Raw genomic sequence first — 24,228 nt, 5'->3', positions numbered from 1 at the left:
GGCTGACTCTCATCCAACCCATCAGTTGTCAGGCGAACAGTGGGCTCCGACAAGCGATGATCTCGCCGGGGCTAAGCACTCATTCTAGGCGGTACACGTTGTGATGTTGTTGAGGTAGACCGTGAACCAGCCGTCCCCGGGCCTCTGAATCGAGAGCCTTACAGAGCATCGTGTGCCGAGGCCAGTGACGGTAGCCCTCGACGCGGACACCTGCTCGCCGGCGTTCACGAAGTTGTCTCCCTGGTCTCGGTAGGTCATGTCCACCGCGAAGCGGCACCAGGACGGGCCGCTGACCTTGCCGATACTTGCATACATGACATTCGGGTGCGCGTGAGCGGTTGTGTAGTGGAAAGTCCCGTCTGCAACGCAATCACCGGCCGCGAACTGAACGTCGGTCGACCCGTTGGTCCAGATCACACGGTCCCCGGATGCCGCATTTGCCGCAGGGGCCGGCAACGACACAGCCAGCCCTCCCGCCGCAGCCAGCGCCAGAGCTATCTTCCTCGTCTTACCCATGACTTCTCCTTGTCGAAGGTCTCGTCGGACCTCGTCGAGACCTGGTGGAGACTCCACAGTGCGAGCTGCTCGGATTGTCCATCAAGGAGAGTCCGAAGATGCCCGGGTAAGCGGCGGACAATCCGGATTGGCCGCGGACAAGACCGATGGAGTCCTACTCCCGCTCCGCCGCGTCAGCGCCGGCCGGCAGCGATGGAGCGGGGCCGGTTTCGTCCTCCGCGTCGGCGCCCAGTTCGCCCACAGCTCGGCCACGATCGTCACCAGCACACGGATCAATTCGTCCGACTCCGCAACACCGGCCTCGGCCTGCCGTCCCGGCCTCCCGCCCGCCCCTGCCTCGCCGGGAGCAGCAGCCTCCGGCCCCTCCCGCCTTGAGGCCGGTAGTGGCCTGGGATGACCCTGCGGCCGTGTACAGCCTGCTGCTGGAGAGGATGACGGCCGAGGACCGGGCGGCGCTGGCGACGCTGCTGATCGAGGACATCGACTCATCGGCGCCGACCGCGAAGCCGCATCCGCGTCCGCCTAGGGCACGAAACACAGAAGGCCCGCGCCCCCAGCGCTGGGGGTGCGGGCCTTCGTCGTAACGAGGTTCAGGCGGCGGTGATGAGAGTGGCGCTGGCAGGGACCCGCGCCGCCGAACGACAGGTGCTCTCGCAACTCACGTATAGAGCCACGGCGTCGACTGCCAGACTGGCGATCATGACTGCCGACCGGCGCCCACTGTGGCGTCCCTCTCCCGCCGAGGCCACCAACCCGGCCGACGCCGAGCCCACGCCCGAGGCCCGGCTCACGGCCGTGGAACGGGCCGCCCCGCTCACCGATCCGCCCGCGGGCGCGGTGCAGCCGTCCGCCGGTGCCCGGGCGGCGCGTCGGCCGCTGGGTCCCGGCGGCCTGGCCGCCACCGCTGCCGACGCCGGCTGAGGGGTGTTCGGGTGGCGGCCGCCGTGGTGGCCGCCACCCTTCTACCGGTCGTCGCCGGGCCCGGCCTGCGCGGTCACCTCGGCCGCCCACGCACGGGCCCGCCGCGCTTCTTCCCAGGGCGCCAGGTCGTCCATCCGGTCCCGCAGCAGCAGTCGGGCCGCGGGGTCGGTCCCCGTGCGCATGCTCGCGGCCTGGTGGCCCGCCAGCACCGTACGGGCGAGGCGCTGGGCCCGGCGCCGCTGGTGCAGGTCTTCGACGTCGGCGGTGATGCTCCACAGCGCCCGCAGGACGTCCAGTCCCTGGGCGGTGGCGGCGAGTTGGGGGCGGGTGCGGTCCAGCAGGGCGCCGATCACCTCGTCGTCGGCGCCGGTCAGCAGCGCGGCGACGGCGGACAGGGGGATGTCCAGGAGCGCGGAGCCGTCGGCGGGCTCGTCCAGCCCCGAGGCGGTGGCGGTGTCCAGCAGCGCGGCGGCCACCAGGAGCGCGGCCTGCCCCACCGTGCCCGCCGGGTCCGGCCCGAGGCCGGCGTGCGCCCACTCCCCGGGACGGCGGTCCCGGTGCCAGCGCACCAGCCGGTCCGCCCACACCACACCCCACCCACACGGAGCTGAACTCGACCGTCATGAAGACGTCCGGGTCGCTGCTCGGGGACGCCGGCCGCAGGTCTGCGGCGGGGACGGCCACGGTCAGCGCCGCGTCCAGCCGGACCCGGTAGGCGCCGGGCAGGCCCGGCGCGACGTCCCGCCGCGCGTGGTCCGGCTCCCACAGCGGCACGTCGACCAGCCCGCCCCGCCCCAGGTGCTCTCCCCCGGTGACCCGCACCACCGCGTCCCGCCCCCACCCGCCGCGCTCCGCCGCCAGCGCGAGCGAGACCGCGTCCACCGCCCCCGCCAGAACGCCCGTGTCCTCCGCGCCCGGCACCTGCCCGCGCAGCGCCTCGGCCAGATGCCACATCAGATGCCCCACGCCGCACCCGTCCGCGCCGGGCCCGAGTTCGGCGAGCGCCCCCGCCACCACGTCGACCACCGTCGCCCGGGCGTCCCGCGCCACGATCGCCCGCGCCCGCTCCACCGCCCACCCCTGCCGCTGCTCCACAGCCGTCCTCCGTCCCGTCGGTCTGCGGATCGTCGCACAGCCGGCGTGACTGAGTGGCACCTCCCGGGCGTCGCTTCGGGCGACAACGGCGGTGGTGACGGCAAGGACGTACCAGGCGGTACTGGTCGCTGACCTGAGGAGGCGCTGCTGTTATCGCGTCGATCGGTTGGAGCGGTTACTCCGGTTCACCAGTCAACGGCCCGGTGCCCAGGGCACCCGCTGGCGCTTCAACGGCGGGTACCACGAGAGTGGGGTCCGCGGCAGGCGACGCCGTGACATCCTCGGGCGACATCCCTCGGGTCCAGTCGGCCAAGGCCTTCACCATGTCCAGCACCACCTGCTGGCGCCGTTCCGGCAGGAACGGCCAGGACACCCACGCTGGCGCGGACAGCGCGACGATCAAAAGCACCGGCAGGACCCTCAGCCCGATCAGGGCGTGCCGGACCACGACAGAACTCAACGAACAGCCAGCCTCAATCCGCGAAGTGCGGGATCAGGTCTGCCCGCTGGTGATCAGATCCGCGCATGCGCGCACTGGCACCTGCGATTCCGTTTTGCAGTGATTGAAATCACATGGAAGGCAGACTTTTTTTTTGAGGAGGCCGCCGGGAAGCTCAGCGGCACGCAGGGCACAAGACCCAGGAGCAGGGTAGGGCGCTCACCTCACTTGGGCCAACTCCGCCCCGTGCGGCACCTCTCCACGTCGTCGGACTCACGGCGCGGGCGTGGCCAAGAGTGATGGAGGAGGGGTTCGACACCGACCTGGCCGAGACCGGGGACAACTACGCCGCCTGCCGAGAAGGCCAGCCACGAGGAGCGTCTGGAGGGCGAGCGGATGCGGCGGGCGCCTCGCCACGGCGGGCCGCGGGGCCTGGTGGACAGCCGGCCGGTCCGGCCACGGGTTCGGTGGCCGGACCGGTAGCGCTGCCTCCGAGGTCAGCGGGAGCGGCGTTGCACGAGGACCTTCAGGACCTCCCGGGCGTCGCGGCGGCGGTCGGCGTTGCGGGCAGCAACGGCGGTGACGGCCGCGGCGGTGATCGCCACGGCGTACCAGGCGGCACCGGCGGCGGTGATGAGCGCGGCATTGTGCAGGACGGGGGACACGGTCGTTCTCCTGGCGGGTCGGGTGGCGGCGGTTGCGGCGCTACTGGCAGACGAGGTCGTGCAGCTGCTCGGCGATGTGGCGTCCCTCCGAGGCCCCCGTCGACCGCCTCCCGGCCCCGCCCGCGTCCGGGGCGGCTCACAGCGTTCGAGCGATCTCCGCTTCCCCGCAGACCCGGCGCAACGGCCCCCGCACGGCACCCCGCATCCGTCTGCTGCCCGGCCACGGCCACAGGCAGCCGAGCCCGACGCCGTCTCAGGAGAACATCCACGCCCCGAAGACGAACAGCGCCCCGATGCCCGCGGCCCCGAAGGAGTACTGCACGAAGCGGTGCTTGCGCCAGGCAATCCGGCTGGTGCTGACCAGCCGGCGGCTGATGGAGAAACCCCCGGCACCGCTGCGGGTCACAGGTCGCCCAGGTGGTCGCGGAAGACAGCCTCGAACCCGGTGGCGGTGCGCTCGGTCAGGACCTCGTCGGTCAGTCCGGCCTCCATCCCGGCCCTGGTATTGAAGTCGACCCGGCCGTTCGCGGGTACGAGCTCCTGGACCATCCATGCGGCGAACTCCGCGGCGACGCCGGCGGTCGCGTTGCGCAGAGACAGGCCCTCGTCACCCGAGACGCCGGACCCGATGCCCTCGAAGGTCGTCCCGGCCACGGTGAAGTCGAACCACCAGTCGTTCTCGTCGCTCGGTCCGTAGGCCCCGCCGTCCGCCTTGGTGTGCACGAACGCCTCCTCCCCTTCCCTCCGGCGCAGCGCCTGGGTGAAGGCGTCGAGGGTCAGGTTCCAGGTCGTACCGGGAACGGGGGTGAAGACGAACAGCGTGCTGGTCTCGGGAAATTCGGGGACCGGCTGATCGGGGGTCATGGCTGCCTCTGGTCCTAGGAGATGGTGGGTGCGGTGAGGGGGCCGGGCGGGATGTAGCGGGCGTAGCCCTTGGTGCCGTTGAGGGCCATCATGGTGCGCCAGTAGGGCACGGTGTTGGGGTCGTTGGTGACGATCTCCATGCCGCGGACCTGCTGGTTGCGGGGGTCGTTCATGGCGACCGCGTACTTCTGGAGTTCCTCTTCGTCGTCCTTGAACAGGAACTTGGGCTTGGCGCCCTTCTCTCCGTTCTGGCTCTTCTCGAGTTCGTCGAGGGTGCGGTAGCACTTGGCGGGGTCGCGGACGTACTTGGCTTCGACGATCATGCCGTCGGTGTCCCGGAGGCCGTCCGCCATGATGTACGGCTCCCTGCCCGGTTTCAGCGGCACGAGGGGGAGCTGGAACTCGGGGTAGCCGGCGACGTCCCATTGGTAGCGCTTGTCGGCCTCTGTGCCGCCGGAGAAGCCGCCGGTGGTCAGGCCCGACTTCCACTGCCGGAACGTGGCCAGCTCGGTGGGTGTCAGGGGCGGGTAGCCGGGCATCGGCGGGGTCGGGGGCGCGACCGGGGTGCGGATCTGCACGCCCGGGTTGACCGGGGTGTAGACCGCGGGAACCAGTGGCAGCGGCAGGGGGAGCGGCGCGGGGATGGGCAGGATCCAGGGGAATCCAGGACCGGAGGGCTTCGGCGGTGGGGGCGGTCCCGGTGGGACCGGCACCCGGCTCTGGGTGTCGTCGAGCGCGTGCGGTGTGCTGGCGAGCGAGAGGATCTGTGTGTCGCCGAGGAGCTTGGACTTCAGGCCGCCGTCATCGCCCTCGCCGCCGAGAACGGGGTCGTCCCAGGGCGCGACGAACCAGTTGTTGAAGAAGCTCGCGGAGTCGTCGATGTGCTTGGCGTACCGGTCGCAGGCGTCGCCGAGCTGCCGGCAGGCCGACGCCAGGTTCGCCAGCAGCGTGGACGCGCTGTCCGGCTTCGCCGGGTAGTCCTGCCGGCCGACGAACGCCGTGAAGAACGACGCGATCGCCGTGGCTGTCTGGCCTTCGTGGACCGCGTCGACGGTACGCCAGGCGTCCTGCGCGCCTTGAAGGACCTGTGCGGTGAGCCGGTGGGCGGCATGCCAGCTCCCGGCGACCTTCCTCAGTTTGTCCGGGTCCCCGCGGAAGCGGTCCCCCCACACCCACCGGTCGACGCCGCTGGTCTTGCCGAGCGCCTCCGGCAGGCTCTCGCCAATCCCCCGGGGGTCGGGCGCGCACTGCCCGGCGGCCGTCCACGGCTGGGCCAGGCCGGCCCCGGCATCGCCGCCCGGGTCCGCGTTCGCGCCCAGCAGCTGCTTGGCCACCGCGTCCTCGGCCGCCAGGTAGTTGTTCGCGTTCGCGAGCAGCGTCTGCGAGGCCTGCCCCATGAAGTGACAGGCGTTCGCCATCTGGTTCAGCGTGGTCTTCGCCGTCGGCTTGTACACCGACGCGAAGATCCGTCCCGCCTCGTCGTCCCCGATCATGCCGCCGGCCGCGGACAGCTCCCTCGCCAGCAGCGTCACGATGTTCAGCAGGTCCTCGGAGACCTGGTGCATCTGCCACGACCCGTTGACCAGCGCGCTCACGTCGACCTTGTAGCCGCCGTCCATCCCCACCCTCACTCCCCCGCACAGCATCGCCTCCATGCTAGGAGTGCGGCTATGGCAGCGGGCCCGTGTTGTACAACGGCTCGTCACCGACGGGCGGCACGGCCTGCCGGCCCTGCGGACGACCGGGTCCTGCATCAGCTCTTGGGCTGTCATCGGCTCGATCCCGGTGGGCAAACAGGCACCCAGTATCTCTGTTGAGGAAATACCGCGGCCGGAGTTATCCACAGGAATCCGGTGCCGGACACCGCCCGGCGCCGTCGTCGGGCACGGTGTCCTCGTCCCGCCGACGACTCCGCCGGCCCCGAGCCCACAGGACCCACCGTGCCCACAGTGCCACCCCGCCCTTGCCCGACTCGGCCGGGCCGGACAGCCCCGGCCATAGCCGACCGTCTCCTCTTCGCCGCTCCGGCACCGCGCAGGCCTGCCGGACCAGCGATCCCCGCCACCCGGCCCGCCCGGCGGCAAGGCTCGTCTTCCCACATCAGGAAGGCGTTGATCCGCCCGGCCAGCCATGTACTGCGCGCCGGCCTGGCCGAGTCCCGCCCTCCGCAGTCGCCGCCCGCACCCCCTTGATCGGCACTCTCAGCGCCCTACCGTCCGACTCCGCGGACCGCGTCCGCGCCCACCAGCCGATGCCCTGAGGGGGAACCGTCATGAACGAACGCACGCCGGCACGACGACGAACCACCGCACGCACCACACCGCCCGGCACGCCGGCCGCCCCGGCCCGGAACCGCACCCGACGGGCGGCCGGGCCACAGCGGCCGCGGCCGGCCTGGCTCGACCCGAGCCGGATGAGCGGCGCGGTCCTGGCCTCCGCCGGCTCCTCCCTGCTCATCACCGCGCTGGGCTTCCTCGCCCAGCACGTCGAGGTGACCTGGCGCTGACGAGCCACCGGGCCGGCCCCTCCGCCGCGGGAGAGCGCCGGCCCACGGCAAGCCTGCCGTCCGCTTCCCGTACCGAGGCGCCCGCTTCCTCGACCGGGGACGGCTGGCGGCGGGCACCACATGGCGAGGAGGCCGGCGTCAGCGGGCCAGGACCACGGTCAGCGTCTCGTCCGGGCAGCCCTCCGCCAGCCGCCCCATCGCCTCCCGCTCCCCGGCGTCGACAGCGAGACCCCAACGGGTCTTCACCGCCGTCCAGTCCCTGAGGTAGGTACAGCGGTAGGAGTCCAGCGGCGGCAGCCACTCCGCGATGTCCTTGTCCGCCTTCGACCGGTTGCTGCGCGCCGACACCGCGACCAGAGACCGGGCGTCGCCCAGGTCGTTCGCGTAAGCCTCCCGCTCACCCGCGCTCCACGCCGATGCCCCACTGTCCCAGGCCTCGGCCAACGGCACGACGTGGTCCACATCCAGTTGCCGGGCATCGTCGACCACCAGGTCGTCGTACGGCGACCGCCACGTCCCTCCGAGCAGCGCACACTTCGGGCCGACAGCCGGCGCCTCCACGGCCTCCGCGATCAGCACCTCCGCCCTCGTGTTGCAGCCGTTCCTGTCCGCGTCGACCCAGTGCCGGAACTTGGTGCGCTCGTACCCCTCCCTGCTCTCCTCCGCTACCGGCAGCGAGGCGATCGCCTCCGACAACGGCGCCGACACCGCCTCCCCCACCACCCGGTGCAACACCGGTGCGCTGCGGACGGCAGCGTGGACGGGGACAGCCGGCAGCAGGACAGTGGTGACAGCCAGGACGGCCACGAGCGCGGGGCGAAGACGCACCGGGTTCTCCAGGATCAGCTCGACGACGAAGGTCTGCTGGAGAACTTCCCGGCACCGCAGCAGGTCACCGGCCGGGTCGGCCGACCACCTGAACGAAGGTCAGGGGCAACGGGCGAAACGCCGCCGCCCCTGACCACCCCCGGGCCGCTCGGCAGGCCGCGGTGCGCCCGCCTCCGACAGTCGGTCGCGCACGCATACGGTCCCCACGTGGGCAAACAACAGAAGGCGTTCGATTTCCCGGCGGACCTCCGCGAAGCACAGCGCGCCCTGGTGGCCGCCCGCGCCGAGCGCAGCGCGTTCCTGGCCAGCCTGCCGCAGTGGGGTGGCGACATGGCGGCCGTGTCCCGGGGAGTCGACGAGGAGCAGCGGGCCGAGGCCTCCCGGCTGGAGGAGAGCGAGCGCCGGGCCGCGCTGGCGGTCACCGGGCACCCGTTCTGGGCGGAGGTTCCCGTCGGGGACCGGGTCGCGGCCCGCACGCAGCTCCAACACGTCGATGGAGCGGTCCAGGAGGGCACCGCATAGTTCCCGGTCGCGGCCCCGTCTGCCGTCGGCGCTCCCGGCAGGGGGTGCTGACGCACGGCTCCGCGCTGAACACCGGCGCCCGGGCGGCCGTCCCGAGGGGCTAGGGGGTGTCGCCGGCCCAGTCCCAGCGGGACGGGTCGCCGCGGCGGGGTTCGTAGTGGGCGCGGCCGCCGGCGCCGTACCGGCCGATCTCGGTGGTCAGCGCGGCGCCGTCGGCGAGCTGTCCGGCATCCCACCCGGTGACGTCCAGGAGGAGGCCGTCGAGCGGGCCTCCGACGAGTTCGCGGTACGCGTGCCCCGGCTGCGGGCCGGGGTCGGGGTCGTCGTGGTCGGCTCCGTACACCCGGCCCCGCAGCAGTGCCTCGTCGTCCATGCCGCCCAGCTTCCCAGTCCGCACCGACAGCGCGCAGGCCGTTCCGGGATGCCCGGGTCACCGTCAACCCGGACCGTGCCCTGTATCCGTCGTGGTTCGTCGTGGTCGGCGGTGACGGGACCCGGTCTCCGGGTCTCGTCACGGAGGATTTCGGTGGTCCAGTCGGCATCGCGCCGAAGTGGGGAGGGCCGGAGCGGCTTCGATTCCGCTCCGGCCTACAGGGCGCAGGTGCGGCAACACCTGATGCGCCGGGACCTGATCCGTGGTTGGAGTCCACCGCCTCAGAGTGCAATCAGGCTTGCAAGCCGGATCGGTGACGGCAAGTCGAATCGGGTCAACCCCGTCAAACCTAACCTGCAGATTCATCTTCGATGACGGCTTCGAACCATCGAATCCAATGCACCGCCAGGGGGTACTGCCTCTCTATCCAGGCCTGCTCAATTTCCTTTCACCGCGCATGCATCGCGTTGTTGGGGCAGGTGCGGCGTTATTTGTGCAAATAAACAGTCTTGCGGTTGGGCCGAAGGGGTTGCCCTTGGGATCCTGGGGGCCATGCGCATGAGCCCGCCCGGCAAGGCGGGCTCGACTCTCGACGCGCACACGTAGTTGGAGTCCACCCGCTCGCAGCAGCCAGCTACGGGCGGGCACGAAGCCGGACGGCACAAGGTGTCGGCCCGACTTCGCGTCGTACCCGCGGCGACCCGTTCCTGGGTCGCGCGGAGCCGTCCCTTGTCCGACACGTACCGGACAGGCCGTCAAACTCAGAATAGGCACCGGTGACCACAGACCACCAAGACCTCGACACGGTGCGCGGCCTCGCAGGCGCCCCCTCCGCCGATGTCGACACCTCCCCGCGGGCCTCCTCGCTCCAGCACGCTGACAGCGCCGTGCTGGGCGAAGGCCCGGCCGGCAGCACGGAATTCGTTTCCCGCCAACCGATGAGCACCGCTGAGGCCGTCGTCGTGGTCTCCTTCCTCGTCGTCGGCGCGGTCCTGCTGGTCGCCGGGCAGCAGATCATGGTCATCCTCGGCCTGTTCGCCGGGGTGGGCGCCATCGTCGTGGCCGTACTCGCACGCCGGATCCCCAAGATCACCTGGCGGTGACCGGTGGGACGCCTGCGAACACACCCCCCGATGAGCCCCCTTTGGCAGCACAGCCTTGCCGTCCTCCTTGATGACCTGTGTAAGTCGAACGGCCTCACGACGTTCCAGGCCATCGCGGACGCGGCAGGACTGAACATCGGAGCCGTCCGCCGCGTGATGACGGAGAAGTCGCTCCCCGCCTTCTCCGTCATCCTCGCAATCGCAGCGGCCTGTCACGCATCCCGGGCCGACATCAGCGCCCTGCAGTTCTGTTGGCTCCGGGCCAGGTCCGACCGCAGGCCGGACTGGTACAAACCCGACGACTGGTACGCACGCCAGGGGAGCCGGGCATACCTCCCCCGGCGGAACATGCTCAAGCCGGAGCTCATCGCCGACTTCGCCGAGCTGCGCCGGAGTATCAAGTGGCTGCTGTTCGAGGCGGGCTCGCCGTCGCCTCGCGAGCTGGAGAAGCGCTCCGGCTTCAACGTCCTGCCGCACAGCACGCTTGAACGCACCCTGAAAGGCGAGCGGACGCCTGGCAAGGCCGAGGTCATCGCGCTGGTCGAGGCACTCGACCTCCCGTACACGGACGCCGCGGTATGGGGGGACGCGTGGGACCGCTGCGGCGATCCTCTGCGGGTCCGACGCCTTACACACGATGCGCTCCTGTTCGCCCAGGCCATCGACAGCCTCGGCCGGACCGACGCGCGGATCCGGAATTCCGCTATCGGGCTCACGGCCTCGAACCTGATATCCCAGGAGGTCAAGAGGCACGGCCATTCAGCACTGAACCCTGCACTTCTCAGCCTGTTCCTGACCGAAAGGTCAGAGCTGACACAGCCCGGGGACTGACAAGACCGTGGAGTGGGCCGGGACCGCGGTACGGCGGGGCCGAAACCCACCACCGCACCCGATGGCCCTGCAGAACAGCTGTGCGGGATTCCACGTCCGCCGATTGGAAAAGAACTGCACCATGGCCGGCCGACGAAAGGCCGCCACTTCGGAGGGGAACCCGCATGCCCGACGTCATCACCACGACCGACGATGCCGACCTTGCCCACCTGGTCGACCTGATCGACATGCTGCCGGATCCAGAGGACACCGCCTTCTGGGGCGACGGAGACTTCAGCATCGCCTCGAAGATCGGCCACCGACTCCGCGCGGTCCTCGGCGGCCGGGCCTACCCGAAGGATGTGGACTACCTCGCGGTATACGTCCTGAAGTACCTCGGCCGCGGCAACGGCCACATCCCCGAGGAACGGATCGCCAAGCACCTCACCGGCGCCCACGGCATCCCGGCCGCCGGCTACGCCTGGGTCGAAGACGCCACCAGCACCGCCTGGACTCTGGTCACCCGGTACAGCCTCCCGAACTGGCGCGGCCCCCGGACGCCCCCCGGCCGGGCATGGCTCCCCCAGGGCTGAGCCTCGCCCCCGGCCGGCACCCGCGCCCAGTCGCTCCTGCACCGACCCACCGCCCCTGGTGGTTCCGCGGCGCCGCCAGGAGCCTCACCGCCCCGGCCGGCGTACCCGCCCACCATCCACCTGACCGGTCACCAGATGCCCGAGGCGCCGCCGGCCTTCGGCCACCGCAGCTGACGGCGACACCCGGCAGTGCTCTGTGCAGCGCCTCTTTCCTGCTGGTGCGCGGCCGACGAGCCCTCAGCGCTCATCCGGCCCGCCCAGGCTCCAGCCGCTGACCGCCGCGAGCGGCCCACGCCAGGCCGGCAGCTTGCGGGCGGTCCGGCCGGAGCGGACGGTGACGTCCTTCAGGTGCAGGAAGCGCGGGTCGGCCCCGCGGCGACGGCGCCCGTCCTCGACGGCCTGGTCCAGGTGCCCGAACACCTCCCGCACGACCTTCCGCATCCCGTAGTAGTCAGCCTCCGCGACCTGACGGAAGTACAGGTCCTCCCACGTCCCGGCCGGGATCACGGTCCCCGTGACGAGCGCCCCGTCGACCGCCAGCGTCACGACGACGGCCTCGGTGACCTCCCGGTGCTCCACTCCGACGCGCAGCAGCTCCAGATAGGGGTCCGGGTAGGCCTCCCCCCGCAGCATCACCCGCAACGCCGGCTGCCGGCGGCGGACGTTTGGGCGCTCCGGGGTGGTGCCGCCGCGCTGACGAAGCGACCTAGTAATGTTTAGTCTCATGAGCAGCCCTACGGCCAGTTTGAAACGAGAGAAGCTAATCACCTCTCTCCCTCCGCAGCTGAGACGCCAACTGAAAATCCGCGCATTTGAGCATGGGTTGGATATTCAGGACGCGGCTGAGTACGCGATCCGCGATTGGTACGAGGCCTCGGATCTCCCGGCGGTGAACACCGACGGCGCGAAGACCTGGGGGACGTTCCTGCCTGTCGGCGAGGCCGATCGGTTCAAGGGCGCGTGCAATGACCGCGAGATCACCTACGTGCAGGGGCTGGCCCAGGCGCTGACGCTGTGGCTGAAGAAGCACCCGTCGCCGTCCTCACCGCTGGTCGCTCAGCCCGTCGTTCGCGTCATAGTGGCGAACCAGAAGGGCGGGGTGGGCAAGACCTTCATCTCCTCCGGCATCGCCCAGGCGCTGGCTGAGGCCGGCCGCCGAGTCCTCCTGGTCGACTACGACCCGCAGGGCCACCTCACCGCCGAGCTCGGCTTCGAGGAGCTCATGTATGAGGACGACGTCGAGACGCTGATGATGCACATGGACGGTACCGCCAAGGGCGACGTCCGCGAGCTGCTGGTGGCCATCGACGGTGCCCGCTTCGGCGAGCGGCTGCACCTGCTGCCCGCGGCGGATGACGCGTTCCTGCGCGATGTCGCCCTCTCGAAGGTCAGCTTCAGTGAGGCCGCGCTGGAACGGGCCCTGGAGCCGCTGGAAGCGGACTACGACGTCATCATCATCGACGGGCCGCCCAGCCTCGGACTCAACATGGACACCGCGCTCTACTACGTGCGCCGCCGCGAAGGCGAGCTCGCCGACCGGTCCGGCGTCATCACCCCGGTCTGGGCGAACAAGGCCTCCCACCGTGCGTTCCGTCTGCTCAAGTCCCAGATGGACGACCTGTGCCGCAAGGGCCGCATCCAGGTCGACTATCTCGGACTGATCATCAACGCCTACGACAGCCGCCGCGGCAAGCTCGTGAAGGAGAACAAGGACCAGTGGGAGAAGAGCACCTCGCCTGCGGTCCTGGCCGTCATCGGTGACCTGAAGGAAGGCCGCGAGGCTGCGGACGGCGAGATCCCGCTGTTGGAGTACGCGCCGGACAGCGAACACGCGCAGGTCATGCGCGACTTGGCGAAGGAGCTTGCGGTATGACTCCCCCTGCCCAGCGGGTCACGCGCGGATTCAGCATCGGCGACAGCGGCCAGGACGACGCCCCGGGCCCCCGCCGGGTCCGGACACGCCAACAGATCATGAACGGCGAGGGCCGACGTCCCCCTACGTCGGTCGAGCTGAAGCTGCTCGCCTTCAACCCGTTCAACCCGCGCGACGAACTCACCGAACTTGAGGAGACTGCCGAGTCACTGCGGCTGAAGCAGATCCAGCCCGTCGCCGTGGTCCGCCGTGCCGCGTTCCTCGCCGTGTACCCGGGGCTCGACGAGAAGCTGGGTGAAGCCGAGTACGTCGTCATCGACGGCAACCGCCGCTTGGCCGCGGCGCAACTCGCGGAGCTCGCGGAACTCCGGATCGACGTCAACGACGACCTCGCAGCCAGCGCGGCGGACCTGCTGGAAAGTGCGCTGATCGCCAACGTGCACCGGGTGGACGTCCCCCCACTGGACCAGGCAAAAGCCATCCAGGAGCTCGTGACGGTCCACGGCTCGCAAGGGCAGGTAGCGAAACGCCTGGGTAAGACCCCCGCCTGGGTCTCCCAGCGCCTCGCGCTCCTGGAGCTCACTCCCGACCTGCAGGAGAAGGTGGAGACCGGAGAGCTGAAGGTAGAACCGGCCCGCCGCATCGGCCGGATGCCCAAAGAGCAGCAGGCATCGGCAGCAGCTGAGGCTATTAACGCCGTTAACACTCCTCGGCAAAGGGCTCCCCGCCGGGAACTTGCGAAGCGGGAACCGGCCCCGACCGTTAACGCCGTTAATACCTGTGCGACGGGGAACGGGGCAGGGGAGGCAGAGCCCTCCACCGTTAACGCCGTTAACGGTCCGGCAGAAGCGGTGGCCCAGCCCACTGCTACGCAGAGTGTCGCGTGGGACGATCCGACGTCGGTCTACCGGCTGCTTCGGGAGCACATGCCAGTCGATCAGCGGATCGCCCTCGCAGGCCTCCTGCTCGACGACCTGGAGCCGGTGCAGACGAGCACGTCCTAGTACGGAAACGCCAAAAGGCCCGCACCCCAGTGCTGGGGTGCGGGCCTTCGTTGTAACAAGGTTCAGGCGGCGGTGATGAGAGTGGCGCCAGCAGGGACCCGCGCCGTGGAGTCGGGGGCGGGGGTCAGCCCGCCGGAGTTGGGCGCAGCTGGGTGGTCTCGTAGACGGGGTCGCTCCGCAGGTCGTCGTCCGGGGTGCTGGGCAGCCCGGCCACGTTCATGGTGGCGTCGGGGCGGATGGCGGGGACCGGTCCGCTCTCCCTGAGGCCGCGCTGGCCCCCGGTGACCGCGCCCCGGTCCCCTGCCCCGAGGCCGCCGCTGGCCGGGTCCGTGGTGGCGGGCAGTGTGAGGCGGGAGGCGTACAGGACGCCGGTGAAGCCTTCGCCCGTCAGGGTGGGGAGGTCTGCGGTGATCTGCTCGTGCATGGCGCGGACGACGTCGTCGGGCACCCGGCCGGTGCCGGTGCGCGAGGCGTTGCGGGCCAGGGCGGTCCCCAGCGGCGCGTCGACGACGAGCGCGTAGGCGGGGATGCCGCAGCGGCGGGCCGGGGCGAGGAGCAGGGCGCGGTGGCCGGCGGTCGCGTTGGTGGCGTCCACCACGGTTCGCCGGTCCCGGGCCGTGCGGTGGTCCAGCAGGGTGTGGAGGATCTGCCAGGCGATCCCGGTGGCGGCCTGGCTGCCCCGGTCGCCGCAGGCCAGGCCGCGCAGCTGGTCGGCGCTGAGCACGTCGTCCGCGTCGAAGGCGGCGGTGAGGGTGGTCTTGCCGGTGCCGGGGGCGCCGATGAGGACGATCAGGCACGGGTCGGGCAGGCCCAGCGCGGCCAGGGTACGGGCGGTCGCATCGGTGGTCACGGTTCCTCCGGTCGGTCGGTGCGGTGGATGAGGTGGATGAGGGGCCGGGCGCTCCACCGGCCGTAGAGCCGGTGGACGGCGGCGACGTCCGCCAGGTCCTGCGGGCGGCCGACGGTGGTCTTCCAGGCGACGGTGTCGCCCAGGCGCAGCAGCGGGATGCCGTCGATCAGATCCGCGTGGTCGATCGCGGCCGCGGGGTCGAGGTGGGGCCAGGCGTCGAACACGTCGATTGCGGCTGCGGGGTGGCGGACCACCAGGCCGTGGCCGGAGGCGGCGGGCGCCGGCGGGGCGAGGAGCAACGCGCGGTGCCAGGCGGGGCCGCGGGCCAGGACGTCCAGGTCGCGCAGCGCGGGGCGCAGGCCGCGGGCGTAGAGCGGGGCGGACCCGCACACCACCCAGTGGCCGGTCGGGAGCGCGAGGGTGCGCAGCGCGGCGAACAGGCCGCCCGGGTCGGTCAGGACCGGAGCCGGGCTCGCGCGGTGTTCGCCGGTCACAGGGCGGCGAGCAGCAGGGCGGCCGGGAAGAGGCCCACAACGACGTGGAGGGCCTGGTCGACCATCGGGGCGCCCCGGCCACTTTCGAGGTAGCCGGTGCTGCCGGTGGCCCTCATCCAGCGCTCGACGGGCCAGCGGCGGTCGATGAGGCCGTGCGAGAAGCCGATCCAGGCGAGCGCGGCGACGGCGCCGGCGGCCGAGTAGTCGAGGCCGGTCGCGGCCCGGGTGACGAGCAGCAGGGCGAGCGTCACGGCGACGTGGCAGGCGACGTGCGCGCTGTTGGCGAGCCAGCCCGTGACGGACCTCTCGGCCTTGTGTCCGGAAATCCAGTCGGTCTGGAGGAGGTAGTCGCCGGCGTAGTGCCCGGCGAGCAGGATGACGAACGGGTCTGCGAGCATGGGATGCCCTTCGGTCAGGTGATGGCGGGTGGGGTAGGTGCGGGGCGGCCGCGAGTTTGGCGACGAGACGGCCGCCCCGCGCCGGCTAGAGGCGCGTGGGCGCGTGCTGGCCGGGGTCGATGCGCCAGAGGCCGAGGCGGCCAGCGGCGGGGACGGGATCGGCGGGCCCCACCACCGGACCATGGCACTCGCCGATGCGGCGCAGCGCCTCGGGGAGGGCGGCGTTCCAGTCTCCGTCGAAGGTCAACGCGCGGTCGTCGATGTAGAGCGCGGCGCCGAGTTTCTTGTTGGTGACGAGCAGCCGGTCGCCGTCACCGAGCCAGTAGGCGCGGTCGGGGTCGTCGTCGACGATGGCGTCGAAACCGTGGCTGACAAACCAGGCCGCCACGTCGGGGTGGTATCGGCGGTGGCGAGCGGTGACGCAGAAAACGGCGCGGCGCCGCATCAGCTCGCGCAGGGCGTCGAGGGCGCCGGGGATCGGGTTGCCGTAGATGCGTCCGTCCTGCCAGCCGTTTCGGTGCTCGACCAGAGTGAGGTCGAAGTCGATGCCCACGGCGTGCGAGGCCGGGCTGGCGGGATTGAGGGGGATGACGGTCAAGGGGTCTCCTGGGTGAGGGATGGTGCCCGGCCGGGCGGCCGGCCCCGCCCCCGGATGCGCGCCGCCCGCCACGCTGGTGTGCGGGGCGGGCGGCGCGGGCCGGGGACGAGGCCGGCCGCCGGGGCGTCAGCTGCGGTTGTTGACGATGCTCTGGCCGCCGACGATGGTGCCGCCGATGTTGATGTTGGAGTTCGAGGCGGTGATGTTCCCGGCCTGGACGACGGTTCCGCCGGTCACGGTGCCGCTGATGCTGTTGTCGGTCGTCTGGGTGGCCGTCTCGGTGGTGTTCTGCTGGTCGCTCATCTCGGTTTCCTCTTCTGGTGGTTGGCCGGGCCCGGGCGGGCCCGGCCGGGAAGGCGGCGTGGGGTCAGGCGTGGGGGGCGGCGTCGCGCGGTCCTCCGTGCAGGGCCGTGGCGACCACGTCGGCGTGGTCGAACGCCAGCCGGTCCGGGAGGGCGTCGGCCGGCCACCAGCGGGCGGTGCGGGCGTCGTCCCCGGCGGCGATCGGAGTGCCGTCCGGGACGACGACGCGGTAGACGGTGGTGACGTACCGGCCGCGGGGGTCGCGGCCGGGGGTGTCCCAGACGCCGACCTCGGCCAGGTCCGCGGCGTCCACCCGCACGCCGGTCTCCTCGACCAGCTCCCGGGCGGCCGCCTGGCGGCCCGTCTCACCCGGGTCCTGGTGGCCGCCGGGCAGCGCCCAGGCGCCCTCGTACGGGGGCCAGCCGCGCTCGATCAGCAGCACACGGCCGTCCGGCGTGAGGGCGACCACGTCGGCGGTGTAACGGATGGACTCGGAAGTCGTCTCGTCGGTCGTCTGGTCGGTCATCTCGATCTCTCTCGTGTGGTGAGTCCCGCCGGGCGGGTGCCGGCGGGCGGTTGGCCAGGGGGTCGGTGCCCTGGATCGTTGCTCCTTGCTGGTGTCGGGTCTGCGGGGTCGGGGTGACCGGGCAGCCGCGCCGGTCCCGGCGGTGCCGGCCGCTGGGTGCGGTCGGGGTCCGGGGCCAGCGGCGGCGGACCGCTCGGTGGCGGGTCAGGCCGGTGCCGGGCGGGCAGTACGGGCCGGCGGCGAGGCCGGTCGGCCGGTCAGCGCGCGAGCAGCGGGTCCGGTGCGCGGCTGAGAGGCGCTCAGGCGGGCTGCGTGGGGCTGCTGGGGGCGGCCTGCTGCGCGGCGGCGAAGCGCTCGCGGAGGCTCGCGCCGTTCTGGAGGAAGACGAGGATCATCTGCTGGTCGAAGTCCGGGCCGTGGGTCTGGATCATCTCGGCGACGTGGTCGGCGGCCTGGCGGTAGCCGGCGGCCTTGGCGGTGGCGAGCTCAACCTCCAAGTCCCGGACCCGGGCGAACAGCTGGGAAACGTCGGTGCGGGCGTGCGCGAGGAACTGGGCGTTGGTGAGGCCGTGGTCGACGGTGTCGGGGTTGCAGGCCTCGCCGATCCAGGTGGGGTCGGGGTTGCAGTCGTCGGGGGTTCCGACGTAGATCTCGGTGTCGTCGGCCCACCAGGGGCCGGGGGTGGCGGCGTCGCAGCGGGCCTGGATGGCGACAAGGTCGAGGGGCACGGGCTGGGCGGTCATAGCGGTCTCCTCAGGCGGCCGTGGCGGCCGGGGTCGCGGGGTGTCGCCTGGGCGGCCGGTCCCTGTCCCCGGATGCGCGCCGCCCGCCGGGCCGGGTGCCGGGCGGGCGGTTCGGGCCGGGGGCGAGGCCGGTGCCGGGCTGATGTGGGCAAGCAAAGGGCCCCTGCTCCTGGTGGAGCAGGGGCCCGGTGGCCGGCTGGCGGACTGTCAGGCCGTGGTCTCGGCGGCTTCCGCGGTGCGGGCGCTCTTGCGCTTGTCCCACCAGGTTTTCGCGTCCCAGTCGGTGGCGTAGGCCAGGAGCAGGTAGGAGGCCGTGGTGCCGATCGCGGGGATCGCGTGGGCCCAGCCCCACTGGGGGGCCTGGAGGCTGGCGCCGATGGCGCCTCCTCCCCCGGCGGCGCTGGCCAGCGTGACGACGGCGCAGGCGACCAGCAGGGCGAACTCGCCGTCTTCGACGTGGCCGGTGCGGATGCCGCGGCGGACGGCGTAGCGGACGTGGAGGGCGAGCACGGTCAGCTGGACGGCCCACAGGGCCAGGGCGACGGCGGCGATGCCGGACAGGGTGACGAGGTGGTGCATCGGGGGTCCCTTCGTGAGTGGTGCGGGCGATTCTCGGCAGTGGCGCGGCGCCCGGTCCGGGAATCGGTGACTTTCGACCGGTCCGGGTGACGGGCGGCTGCGGCGCTGACCCGGTGACGTGGGCGGGGCCGGGGGACGGGCCGGCGGGCAGGAGCCCGCCCGTCTGTCCGGTGGTCAGCTGATGGCGGCGAGCAGCAGGACGGCGATCAGGGCGGGCACGGCCAGGGCGACGGAGCGCGGGATGTTGACGCAGCGCCGGAGCCGGGCGATCTCGTCGCTGATGTCCTCGCACTCGGCGAGGAGGCGGGTGTGGGGGCGGGAGCCCTCGGGGAGGTTGGCGAGGGTCTCGCTGCGCTCGTGCAGCAGCCGACGCTGGACGGCGATCCGGGTGTCACGGTCTACGGCGAACAGGCCGGTGGTCCTTCCGGGAGGGAGCGGGCGCGACGGGGCGGCCGGCCACCGTGGCAGGCCACCCCCGGGTGCGGTGGTGGCCGGGTCAGAAGGTGTCCGTGCCGCCGTCGAGGTGGCGCCCGGAGGCGTCACGTTCGACGACCGGCCGGTGGGCATCGCGGTGGACGGCCTGGACCTCGTAGCCCTCGGCGAGGAGATGGCGGACGAGTTCGTGGGCGACGACGTACGCCCTGTGCTTTCCGCCGGCGCAGCCGACGGCGACGGTGATGGTGCGGCCGGTGGCGGACGGGCCGTCCCCGTAGGCACGTACGCAGGTGAGCGTGCCGTCGATGAGGGAGGCGATGCCGTCGGTGCTGAGCACCGTGTCCGTCACCTCCGGGTCCAGGCCGGTCTTCTCGCGCAGTGCCGGGTCGAGGTGGGGGTCGCGGAAGTGCCGGCGCAGGTCGAGGGTGAGGTGCGCGGCGGGCGGTGCGCCGTGCAGGTAGCCGAAGCTGGTGATCTGGACGTCGGTCATGGCGGTGCCTTCCGGGAACGGGTTCGGTGGGTGGTTCGCGGTGCGGGAGGATGGGGACGGGTCGGCGGCGAGGCCGGCCCGCCGGCACCCTCGGGTGCCTTGGCCTCCGGGGTGTCTTCTTCATCCCGGAGGCCGCTCGCGTTGGGCGCTCGGTTACGCAGAGCGAACAGCGGTCTTGAGCGCGGGCTCGGCGTCCTCCACGTCGCTGCGCACGCGCTGGCAGGTCGAGCGCGTGGTCTTCTCGTCGCCGGTGAGCAGACCCTTGGCGGTGAGCGCGGCGTGGATCTCGGAGACGAGCGGGCGGCGGTCGAGAGCGGTGTAGAGCTGGCGGACGGTCGCTCGCCGGGCGTAGGTGAGCGCGGCCCCGGTCAGGGCGACCGGCGGGTGAGCGTGGGCGGTCTGCGGGTGAGCGCTCGGCAGTGCGCGGTGAGCGCCATTCGTCCCGCCACCTGCGGTGATCTCGTGCTCAGGTGAGCGCTCGACGTAGACGCTCTGCGCGGGGAGCAGGGTGGCGTGGGCGGTGGGCAACGGCTGGCCGCCGTGCGGCGGGCGCGGGGTGGGGTCCTTGTGAGCGCCGCCGCCGGTGCCGGTGGGCGCGTCGGCGGACGGAGCGCTCACGCCGCGCTCGCCGTGAGCGCCCTTGGCGTGGTCGATGATCTCGTGCACGCGCCAGATGGCGATCGGGACGACCATGGCGAGCGGGATCGCCAGCTGCCACTGGATCTTCCACTCTCCGTGAGCATCAAGCTCGACGCCGAGCAGGTGCAGGTCGGTCAGGATCGCGGCGATCTGGCACAGCATCATCACCGCGAGCGCGATCCGCGTCTCCACCTTGAGCTTGCTGCGGGTCGCGGCGACCACCCACCCGTCCACACACACCGCCAGCAGCCACGCCAGCGTGGTGTGCATGCCGGCGGTGACCGCCAGCTGGTGCTCCTTGTAGGAGGTGTACGCCAAGCCGGCCCCGAGCACGGTTCGGGTCAGCAGGAACGGCACCAGGTGAGCCCGTCCCGCCACCGCCCGGCGCAGCGTCCGGCGCCACCACCGCTGCTCCTTCCGGGCCCGCCGCGCCTCCAGCTCGGCCTGCTCGGCCCGCAGCGCGGCCAGGTGCTTCTGCGTCTCGGCGAGTTCGGCGAGGGCGTCCGCGGTGACCTGGTCGGCGTCCCGGCGGGCGGCGGCGCGCAGGCGCTGGCCGTCGGCCTCCGCCTTGCCGCGGACCGACCCGGCCTGGCGCAGCTGCTCGCCGACCTGCTGCCGGGCCTGCTCGATCTGCTGCTGCGCCTCGGCCTGGAGCTCCTGGGCGTCGGCCTGCCCGCGTCGGCGCAGCTCGGCGGCCTGCCGTCCGGCCTCCTCGCGCAGCTCCGCCGCCTCGGCCTCGGCCTCGGTGCGCAGCTGGTCGGCGGCGGTGGCGGCCCCCTCCCGGGCGGTGTCCGCCTCCGCGAGGGCGGCTTCGGTGAGGCGGGCGGCCCGCTCCTCGGCGTCGGTGTGCAGCTGGTCGGCCTGTGTCTCGGCGGTGGTGAGGATGTCGCGGGCGGTGGCGGCGGCCCGGGTGCGGATCGCCTCGGCCTCCGTGGCGGCCTCGGTGAGGGTGCGGTCGGCTGCGGATGCGGCGTCGCGCTGCACGGTGGCGGCGAGTTCCCGCGCGTCGGTCAGCTCCTGCTCGCCCTGGGCGCGGTCGGCGGCCGTGTTCTCCCGGGTGCGCGCCAGCTGGTGACGGGCCTGGTCGACCTGGTCCTGGACGTCGGCGAGGTCGGCCGCGGCCCGGCTGCGGGTACGCTCGGCCTCGCGGCCGGCCTCGCCGAGCAGCTTGGCGGCCTGCTCCTCGGCCGCCTCGGTGATGCCGGCCGCGGCGGCCTGGGCGCGCTGCTCGCCGGCGGCGACGATCCGGACCGCCTCCTGCTCGGCCTGGGTGCGGACGGCGCCGGCGCGCTGCTCGGCGGCGGCCAGCAGCTCCTGGGCCCGGCCGGTGGCTTCCTCCAGCAGCCGGTCGGCCGCCGCGTGCGCGTCGGCGTCGGCGTCCTCGCGCCGCTCCCGGGCGTCCTCGGCGGCGGCCTGGCGGATCAGGTCGGCCTGGTCGGTGGCCAGGTCGAGGATCCGCCGAACCTCCCGCTCCGCACGCTGCGTGACCGCCTCGGCCTCGGCAGCGGCGTCCGAGCGCAGCTGCTCGGCCTCCACCGCCCACTGCCCGGCGGTGGCCAGCTCGCGGCCGGCCTGCTCGGCGGCGCGTTCCAGGACGGCGCGCGCCTGGTCCTCGGCGAGGGCCAGGACGTCGGCGGCACGGCCGGCCGCGTCGGCCGGCACCGGGTCGGCGGCCGGCCGCGCCGAGACGGTCTCGGGGACCTCTGTCCGGACGGCCGGCGGGGCATCGGCCGAGGTATCCGGGCGGGTCTTCGGCGTCTCCACCGAGGCCTTGGCGGGGGTCTTCTTGGCGGGGGTTCGGGTGCGGCGGGGGGTGGTGCGGGCCGGGGTCATGGCCGCGGGCTCCTGTCTCGCATGGTGACGGTGAGTGGCGGGTCGAGGGATCGGCGCGGGTCGGCGGCGCGACCGGCGGCCGAGAGCGGGAAACGGCCCCGAAACCCTCGTTCAGGGCCGTTTCCGGGGGTGTGAGGATCTGATCTGTCTGACCTGTTTCCGCAGGTCAGGATCAGTTTCTGATCTGTCGCCAATCCGTCCTCGATCTGTCGCTGATCTGTCCCGGAGACGGATCAGCGACGGATCGGCGACAGATCAACGGGCGCCAGCTCTTCGTGACGCTACGTGTTTTTCCGGCAGGCATCGCAGGCTGCTTCGATGTCCGCGAGGCGGTAGCCGGAGGGCGGGTTCTTCTTGTCCAGGTCGGCCCGGCGGACCGATTTGAGGCCCGCGATGCCGGCCTTCTTGAACTCCTGGGTGATCTTCTTGGCCGCCTCGCGGCGGCGGTCCCCGGGCTCCTGGCCGTCCCACTGGTGCCACTGGGGTCCGGTCGTGGCGAGGTGGTCCAGGACCTGGTCGGTGGGCAGCCAGTCGGGGTCGCCGGCGATCTCGAACGCCTCCCGGAACGCCGCCAGGATCTGCGGGAGGTCCTCGTCCTCCTCGTCGTCGGCGGGCGCGGCCGGGGCGGTCGTGACGCCGGCGGCGAGGCGTTCCTGTGTACGGAGAGTGGCGGTTGCGGCGTCCATGTGGGTGGCGTGCCGCAGGACCGGGTCGCGCAGGCCGGGGGCGATGGCGTAGAAAGTCCCGGCGTCGGCGGGGTCCCAGTCGCCGGGGCTGGGGGTGAGCAGGTGGGGCATCCAGCCCTCGGAGATCGCGGTGTCGGAGCCGACGACGAGGGGGACGTCGGCCTTGCGGCAGGGCAGCATGATCCGGATGCCGAAGGCGTCGGCGATGGCGTCGCCCAGCACCTCGCTGGTGGCGTCCTGGGAGATCAGGACCACGGTCCAGCGGGCCTTGCGGCCGATCCGCACCAGCCGGATGACCTTGGCCTTCTGCGTCTTCGTCAGCTGCGGGTGCTCGTCGATGATCACGAAACCGGCCGGCGCGTCGTCGGTGACCTGCCAGTTGTCGACGTCGTCGCCCATCTCGCGGGCCCGGTGCCGGGCCATGGCGATCGCGGCGTCCAGGGCCGCGTCGATCTCCTCCGGGGTGTAGGCGCGGCGGTCGGCCAGGCGGCGCAGCGGGCCGAAGCCGCGCCCGGTGGGGTCGATGTCCCACGCGACGGCGTCGGTGCAGCTGGTGATGTAGTCGACCAGGTTGCGGACGATCGCGCTCTTGCCGCCGCCGGAGTCGGCGATGACCAGGACGTTCTGTCCGGCCAGGGTGATCCTGGTGGCTTCGCCGTCCATCGAGGGGCCGAGCGTCATGGGCTTGAGGATGCTGTTCGAGCGCGGTGCGTGGATCGGGTGCGGCGGCATCGGGTCGAACGGGTCGCCGGTGATGATCCGCAGCACCACGGAGCCGGCTGCGGCCTTCTGCGGCTGGGGCATCACTCCGCCCTGTCGCACCCCGAGCAGCACGTCCAGGTTGTCGCGGCGGGCGACCAGGTCGGCGGGCTTGCCCTTCGTCAGGTGGGCGGTCGCCTTCCAGCCCCATCGTTCCTGGGTGACGTCGGTGACCTGGCCGATGGCCAGGCCCTCGGCGAGCAGCGCCAGGTGGATGCACTCACCGGCCTGCTGAACGCTCTGGGCCTGGCGGATCGGGTACGGGTCGCCGCTCGGCGGTGCCGGCGGGGCCGTCGAAGCGGGGCCGCCGGTGCCGGTTGCCTGGGTGCCGGCGGCCTGCTGGTCGGCGGGGTCGATCACCAGGGCGTCGTCGGGCAGCGGGTAGGCGGGCTTGGGTTCGACGCGGCGCCCGGAGCGCCATCGGGGAAGGATCGCCTTGCCCCAGGCGGCCAGGATCACGATTGCGCCGGTGGCCGTGCCCTCCGCCGCGAGGGCGGGCAGGCCGCCGACCAGGGCAGGGATCCCGTAGGTGCCCAGCACGGTGAGCGCCAGGCGGACGCGGCGCCGGTGGGACAGGTGCCGGCGGTGGTCGCCGATCTCGCCCGGGGTGACGGGCGCGTGCCCGGTGTAGGTGAGAGCCAGCACGGCGGCGGCCTTCTGCTCCCACTGGGCGGCGGCGGTACGGGCGGCCAGTTCGGCCCGCTTGGCCGCGGTGTGGGCGGCCGGGGTGACGCCCTGGGCCTGGGCCGCGGCGCCCGCGGCCGCGGCGGCGGCCACCTCCTG

Annotated in this window: 30 protein-coding genes; 8 read left to right on the top strand and 22 right to left on the bottom strand. The window is 72.4% G+C overall.

What is annotated here, in order from left to right:
* Positions 1-84: 84 nt before the first annotated feature.
* The gene (locus tag BU198_RS33425) at positions 85-516 is read right to left on the bottom strand and encodes a hypothetical protein (protein ID WP_188300598.1); all 432 of its coding nucleotides are present in this window, start codon (positions 514-516) and stop codon (positions 85-87) included.
* 699 nt (positions 517-1,215) lie between these two features.
* Here BU198_RS33425 and BU198_RS33420 point away from each other — a divergent pair.
* Positions 1,216-1,437 (top strand): hypothetical protein, encoded by a 222-nt coding sequence (locus BU198_RS33420; protein ID WP_188300597.1) that lies wholly within the window; start codon positions 1,216-1,218, stop codon positions 1,435-1,437.
* 41 nt (positions 1,438-1,478) lie between these two features.
* Here the strand turns inward: BU198_RS33420 and BU198_RS33415 are convergent, their stop codons facing one another.
* From BU198_RS33415 to BU198_RS42915, 6 genes are all read right to left on the bottom strand, one after another.
* Complete coding sequence (locus tag BU198_RS33415; protein WP_188300596.1) at positions 1,479-2,027, bottom strand: hypothetical protein; 549 nt, start codon at positions 2,025-2,027, stop codon at positions 1,479-1,481.
* A 680-nt stretch (positions 2,028-2,707) separates the two neighbouring features.
* Positions 2,708-2,980, bottom strand: a complete 273-nt coding sequence (locus tag BU198_RS33410; RefSeq protein WP_188300595.1) for a hypothetical protein — start codon at positions 2,978-2,980, stop codon at positions 2,708-2,710.
* Between the two features lie 488 nt (positions 2,981-3,468).
* Positions 3,469-3,636, bottom strand: coding sequence for a hypothetical protein (locus BU198_RS33405; RefSeq protein WP_188300594.1), 168 nt, complete (start codon positions 3,634-3,636; stop codon positions 3,469-3,471).
* Positions 3,637-3,889: 253 nt separating this feature from the next.
* A complete protein-coding gene (locus BU198_RS33400; RefSeq protein ID WP_188300593.1) occupies positions 3,890-4,042 on the bottom strand; it encodes a hypothetical protein in 153 nt (50 codons plus the stop codon).
* The gene (locus BU198_RS33395; RefSeq protein WP_188300592.1) at positions 4,039-4,500 is read right to left on the bottom strand and encodes a hypothetical protein; all 462 of its coding nucleotides are present in this window, start codon (positions 4,498-4,500) and stop codon (positions 4,039-4,041) included. Before BU198_RS33395 ends, BU198_RS33400 begins: the two co-directional genes overlap by 4 nt.
* A 14-nt stretch (positions 4,501-4,514) precedes the next feature.
* The gene (locus BU198_RS42915) at positions 4,515-6,155 is read right to left on the bottom strand and encodes a restriction endonuclease fold toxin-2 domain-containing protein (RefSeq protein WP_223245304.1); all 1,641 of its coding nucleotides are present in this window, start codon (positions 6,153-6,155) and stop codon (positions 4,515-4,517) included.
* 617 nt (positions 6,156-6,772) lie between these two features.
* Here BU198_RS42915 and BU198_RS33385 point away from each other — a divergent pair.
* Positions 6,773-7,006 (top strand): hypothetical protein, encoded by a 234-nt coding sequence (locus tag BU198_RS33385; protein ID WP_188300591.1) that lies wholly within the window; start codon positions 6,773-6,775, stop codon positions 7,004-7,006.
* A 138-nt stretch (positions 7,007-7,144) separates the two neighbouring features.
* Here BU198_RS33385 and BU198_RS33380 read toward each other — a convergent pair whose 3' ends face one another.
* Entirely contained in the window at positions 7,145-7,834 is a 690-nt protein-coding gene (locus BU198_RS33380; protein WP_317620431.1) for an HNH endonuclease family protein, read from the bottom strand.
* Positions 7,835-8,041: 207 nt separating this feature from the next.
* On the opposite strand from BU198_RS33380, the gene BU198_RS33375 reads away from it, so the two are divergent.
* Positions 8,042-8,356: a hypothetical protein gene (locus tag BU198_RS33375; protein WP_188300590.1), complete on the top strand. Its 315-nt coding sequence runs from the start codon at positions 8,042-8,044 to the stop codon at positions 8,354-8,356.
* Positions 8,357-8,456: 100 nt separating this feature from the next.
* Here the strand turns inward: BU198_RS33375 and BU198_RS33370 are convergent, their stop codons facing one another.
* Positions 8,457-8,729 (bottom strand): hypothetical protein, encoded by a 273-nt coding sequence (locus BU198_RS33370; protein ID WP_188300589.1) that lies wholly within the window; start codon positions 8,727-8,729, stop codon positions 8,457-8,459.
* Positions 8,730-9,505: 776 nt separating this feature from the next.
* Between BU198_RS33370 and BU198_RS33365 the strand changes: the two genes are divergently transcribed.
* From BU198_RS33365 to BU198_RS33355, 3 genes are all read left to right on the top strand, one after another.
* The gene (locus BU198_RS33365) at positions 9,506-9,832 is read left to right on the top strand and encodes a hypothetical protein (RefSeq protein ID WP_188300588.1); all 327 of its coding nucleotides are present in this window, start codon (positions 9,506-9,508) and stop codon (positions 9,830-9,832) included.
* Between the two features lie 30 nt (positions 9,833-9,862).
* Positions 9,863-10,663: a hypothetical protein gene (locus BU198_RS33360; protein ID WP_188300587.1), complete on the top strand. Its 801-nt coding sequence runs from the start codon at positions 9,863-9,865 to the stop codon at positions 10,661-10,663.
* Between the two features lie 164 nt (positions 10,664-10,827).
* Positions 10,828-11,235 carry a hypothetical protein gene (locus BU198_RS33355; protein ID WP_188300586.1) on the top strand — a complete coding sequence of 136 codons (408 nt, stop codon included), beginning with the start codon at positions 10,828-10,830 and terminating at the stop codon, positions 11,233-11,235.
* Positions 11,236-11,472: 237 nt separating this feature from the next.
* Here the strand turns inward: BU198_RS33355 and BU198_RS33350 are convergent, their stop codons facing one another.
* Positions 11,473-11,868, bottom strand: coding sequence for a hypothetical protein (locus BU198_RS33350; RefSeq protein ID WP_188300585.1), 396 nt, complete (start codon positions 11,866-11,868; stop codon positions 11,473-11,475).
* Positions 11,869-11,959: 91 nt separating this feature from the next.
* Here BU198_RS33350 and BU198_RS33345 point away from each other — a divergent pair, with 91 nt between their 5' ends.
* Positions 11,960-13,108 (top strand): ParA family protein, encoded by a 1,149-nt coding sequence (locus tag BU198_RS33345; RefSeq protein WP_188300584.1) that lies wholly within the window; start codon positions 11,960-11,962, stop codon positions 13,106-13,108.
* Positions 13,105-14,112, top strand: a complete 1,008-nt coding sequence (locus BU198_RS33340; protein WP_188300583.1) for a ParB/RepB/Spo0J family partition protein — start codon at positions 13,105-13,107, stop codon at positions 14,110-14,112. Before BU198_RS33345 ends, BU198_RS33340 begins: the two co-directional genes overlap by 4 nt.
* A 124-nt stretch (positions 14,113-14,236) precedes the next feature.
* On the opposite strand, the gene BU198_RS44040 is transcribed toward BU198_RS33340, so the two are convergent.
* The 12 genes from BU198_RS44040 to BU198_RS33280 form a co-directional block, all read right to left on the bottom strand.
* Complete coding sequence (locus tag BU198_RS44040) at positions 14,237-14,962, bottom strand: AAA family ATPase (RefSeq protein WP_188300582.1); 726 nt, start codon at positions 14,960-14,962, stop codon at positions 14,237-14,239.
* A complete protein-coding gene (locus BU198_RS44035; protein WP_188300581.1) occupies positions 14,959-15,456 on the bottom strand; it encodes a hypothetical protein in 498 nt (165 codons plus the stop codon). The genes BU198_RS44040 and BU198_RS44035 overlap by 4 nt, the downstream gene beginning before the upstream one ends.
* Positions 15,453-15,854: a DUF3307 domain-containing protein gene (locus BU198_RS33325; protein WP_188300580.1), complete on the bottom strand. Its 402-nt coding sequence runs from the start codon at positions 15,852-15,854 to the stop codon at positions 15,453-15,455. Before BU198_RS33325 ends, BU198_RS44035 begins: the two co-directional genes overlap by 4 nt.
* An 85-nt stretch (positions 15,855-15,939) precedes the next feature.
* Positions 15,940-16,452 carry a hypothetical protein gene (locus BU198_RS33320; RefSeq protein WP_188300579.1) on the bottom strand — a complete coding sequence of 171 codons (513 nt, stop codon included), beginning with the start codon at positions 16,450-16,452 and terminating at the stop codon, positions 15,940-15,942.
* Between the two features lie 126 nt (positions 16,453-16,578).
* On the bottom strand, positions 16,579-16,755 hold the full coding sequence (locus tag BU198_RS33315) for a hypothetical protein (RefSeq protein ID WP_188300578.1): 177 nt from the start codon (positions 16,753-16,755) through the stop codon (positions 16,579-16,581).
* A 64-nt stretch (positions 16,756-16,819) separates the two neighbouring features.
* Positions 16,820-17,281, bottom strand: coding sequence for an NUDIX domain-containing protein (locus tag BU198_RS33310; RefSeq protein WP_188300577.1), 462 nt, complete (start codon positions 17,279-17,281; stop codon positions 16,820-16,822).
* A 299-nt stretch (positions 17,282-17,580) separates the two neighbouring features.
* Positions 17,581-18,024, bottom strand: coding sequence for a hypothetical protein (locus BU198_RS33305; RefSeq protein ID WP_188300576.1), 444 nt, complete (start codon positions 18,022-18,024; stop codon positions 17,581-17,583).
* A 207-nt stretch (positions 18,025-18,231) separates the two neighbouring features.
* Positions 18,232-18,603: a hypothetical protein gene (locus BU198_RS33300; protein ID WP_188300575.1), complete on the bottom strand. Its 372-nt coding sequence runs from the start codon at positions 18,601-18,603 to the stop codon at positions 18,232-18,234.
* Positions 18,604-18,777: 174 nt separating this feature from the next.
* The gene (locus tag BU198_RS33295; RefSeq protein WP_188300574.1) at positions 18,778-19,146 is read right to left on the bottom strand and encodes a hypothetical protein; all 369 of its coding nucleotides are present in this window, start codon (positions 19,144-19,146) and stop codon (positions 18,778-18,780) included.
* On the bottom strand, positions 19,100-19,528 hold the full coding sequence (locus BU198_RS33290) for an RNase adapter RapZ (RefSeq protein ID WP_188300573.1): 429 nt from the start codon (positions 19,526-19,528) through the stop codon (positions 19,100-19,102). The genes BU198_RS33295 and BU198_RS33290 overlap by 47 nt, the downstream gene beginning before the upstream one ends.
* Before the next feature lie 153 nt (positions 19,529-19,681).
* On the bottom strand, positions 19,682-22,000 hold the full coding sequence (locus tag BU198_RS33285) for a hypothetical protein (RefSeq protein WP_188300572.1): 2,319 nt from the start codon (positions 21,998-22,000) through the stop codon (positions 19,682-19,684).
* A gap of 281 nt (positions 22,001-22,281) precedes the next feature.
* Positions 22,282-24,228, bottom strand: a 1,947-nt coding sequence (locus BU198_RS33280; protein WP_188300571.1) for a hypothetical protein, incomplete at its 5' end; no start/stop codon positions are given.

It is taken from the genome of Streptomyces sp. CBMA156 (assembly GCF_014596515.1).
Classification (GTDB): domain Bacteria; phylum Actinomycetota; class Actinomycetes; order Streptomycetales; family Streptomycetaceae; genus Kitasatospora.
This window is presented reverse-complemented; position numbering and strand designations above follow the sequence as displayed.

Excerpts from the sequence above, each read along its gene's own strand:
- BU198_RS33310 (WP_188300577.1), bottom strand. The coding sequence starts at position 17,281 with ATGACCGACCAGACGACCGACGAGACGACTTCCGAGTCCATCCGTTAC.
- BU198_RS33315 (WP_188300578.1), bottom strand. The coding sequence starts at position 16,755 with ATGAGCGACCAGCAGAACACCACCGAGACGGCCACCCAGACGACCGAC.
- BU198_RS33325 (WP_188300580.1), bottom strand. The coding sequence starts at position 15,854 with ATGCTCGCAGACCCGTTCGTCATCCTGCTCGCCGGGCACTACGCCGGC.
- BU198_RS33350 (WP_188300585.1), bottom strand. The coding sequence starts at position 11,868 with ATGCTGCGGGGGGAGGCCTACCCGGACCCCTATCTGGAGCTGCTGCGC.
- BU198_RS33385 (WP_188300591.1), top strand. The coding sequence starts at position 6,773 with ATGAACGAACGCACGCCGGCACGACGACGAACCACCGCACGCACCACA.
- BU198_RS33370 (WP_188300589.1), bottom strand. The coding sequence starts at position 8,729 with ATGGACGACGAGGCACTGCTGCGGGGCCGGGTGTACGGAGCCGACCAC.
- BU198_RS33345 (WP_188300584.1), top strand. The coding sequence starts at position 11,960 with ATGAGCAGCCCTACGGCCAGTTTGAAACGAGAGAAGCTAATCACCTCT.
- BU198_RS33355 (WP_188300586.1), top strand. The coding sequence starts at position 10,828 with ATGCCCGACGTCATCACCACGACCGACGATGCCGACCTTGCCCACCTG.
- BU198_RS33360 (WP_188300587.1), top strand. The coding sequence starts at position 9,863 with ATGAGCCCCCTTTGGCAGCACAGCCTTGCCGTCCTCCTTGATGACCTG.
- BU198_RS33340 (WP_188300583.1), top strand. The coding sequence starts at position 13,105 with ATGACTCCCCCTGCCCAGCGGGTCACGCGCGGATTCAGCATCGGCGAC.
- BU198_RS33395 (WP_188300592.1), bottom strand. The coding sequence starts at position 4,500 with ATGACCCCCGATCAGCCGGTCCCCGAATTTCCCGAGACCAGCACGCTG.
- BU198_RS33425 (WP_188300598.1), bottom strand. The coding sequence starts at position 516 with ATGGGTAAGACGAGGAAGATAGCTCTGGCGCTGGCTGCGGCGGGAGGG.
- BU198_RS33300 (WP_188300575.1), bottom strand. The coding sequence starts at position 18,603 with ATGCACCACCTCGTCACCCTGTCCGGCATCGCCGCCGTCGCCCTGGCC.
- BU198_RS33290 (WP_188300573.1), bottom strand. The coding sequence starts at position 19,528 with ATGACCGACGTCCAGATCACCAGCTTCGGCTACCTGCACGGCGCACCG.
- BU198_RS33285 (WP_188300572.1), bottom strand. The coding sequence starts at position 22,000 with ATGACCCCGGCCCGCACCACCCCCCGCCGCACCCGAACCCCCGCCAAG.
- BU198_RS33420 (WP_188300597.1), top strand. The coding sequence starts at position 1,216 with ATGACTGCCGACCGGCGCCCACTGTGGCGTCCCTCTCCCGCCGAGGCC.
- BU198_RS33305 (WP_188300576.1), bottom strand. The coding sequence starts at position 18,024 with ATGACCGCCCAGCCCGTGCCCCTCGACCTTGTCGCCATCCAGGCCCGC.
- BU198_RS42915 (WP_223245304.1), bottom strand. The coding sequence starts at position 6,155 with ATGGAGGCGATGCTGTGCGGGGGAGTGAGGGTGGGGATGGACGGCGGC.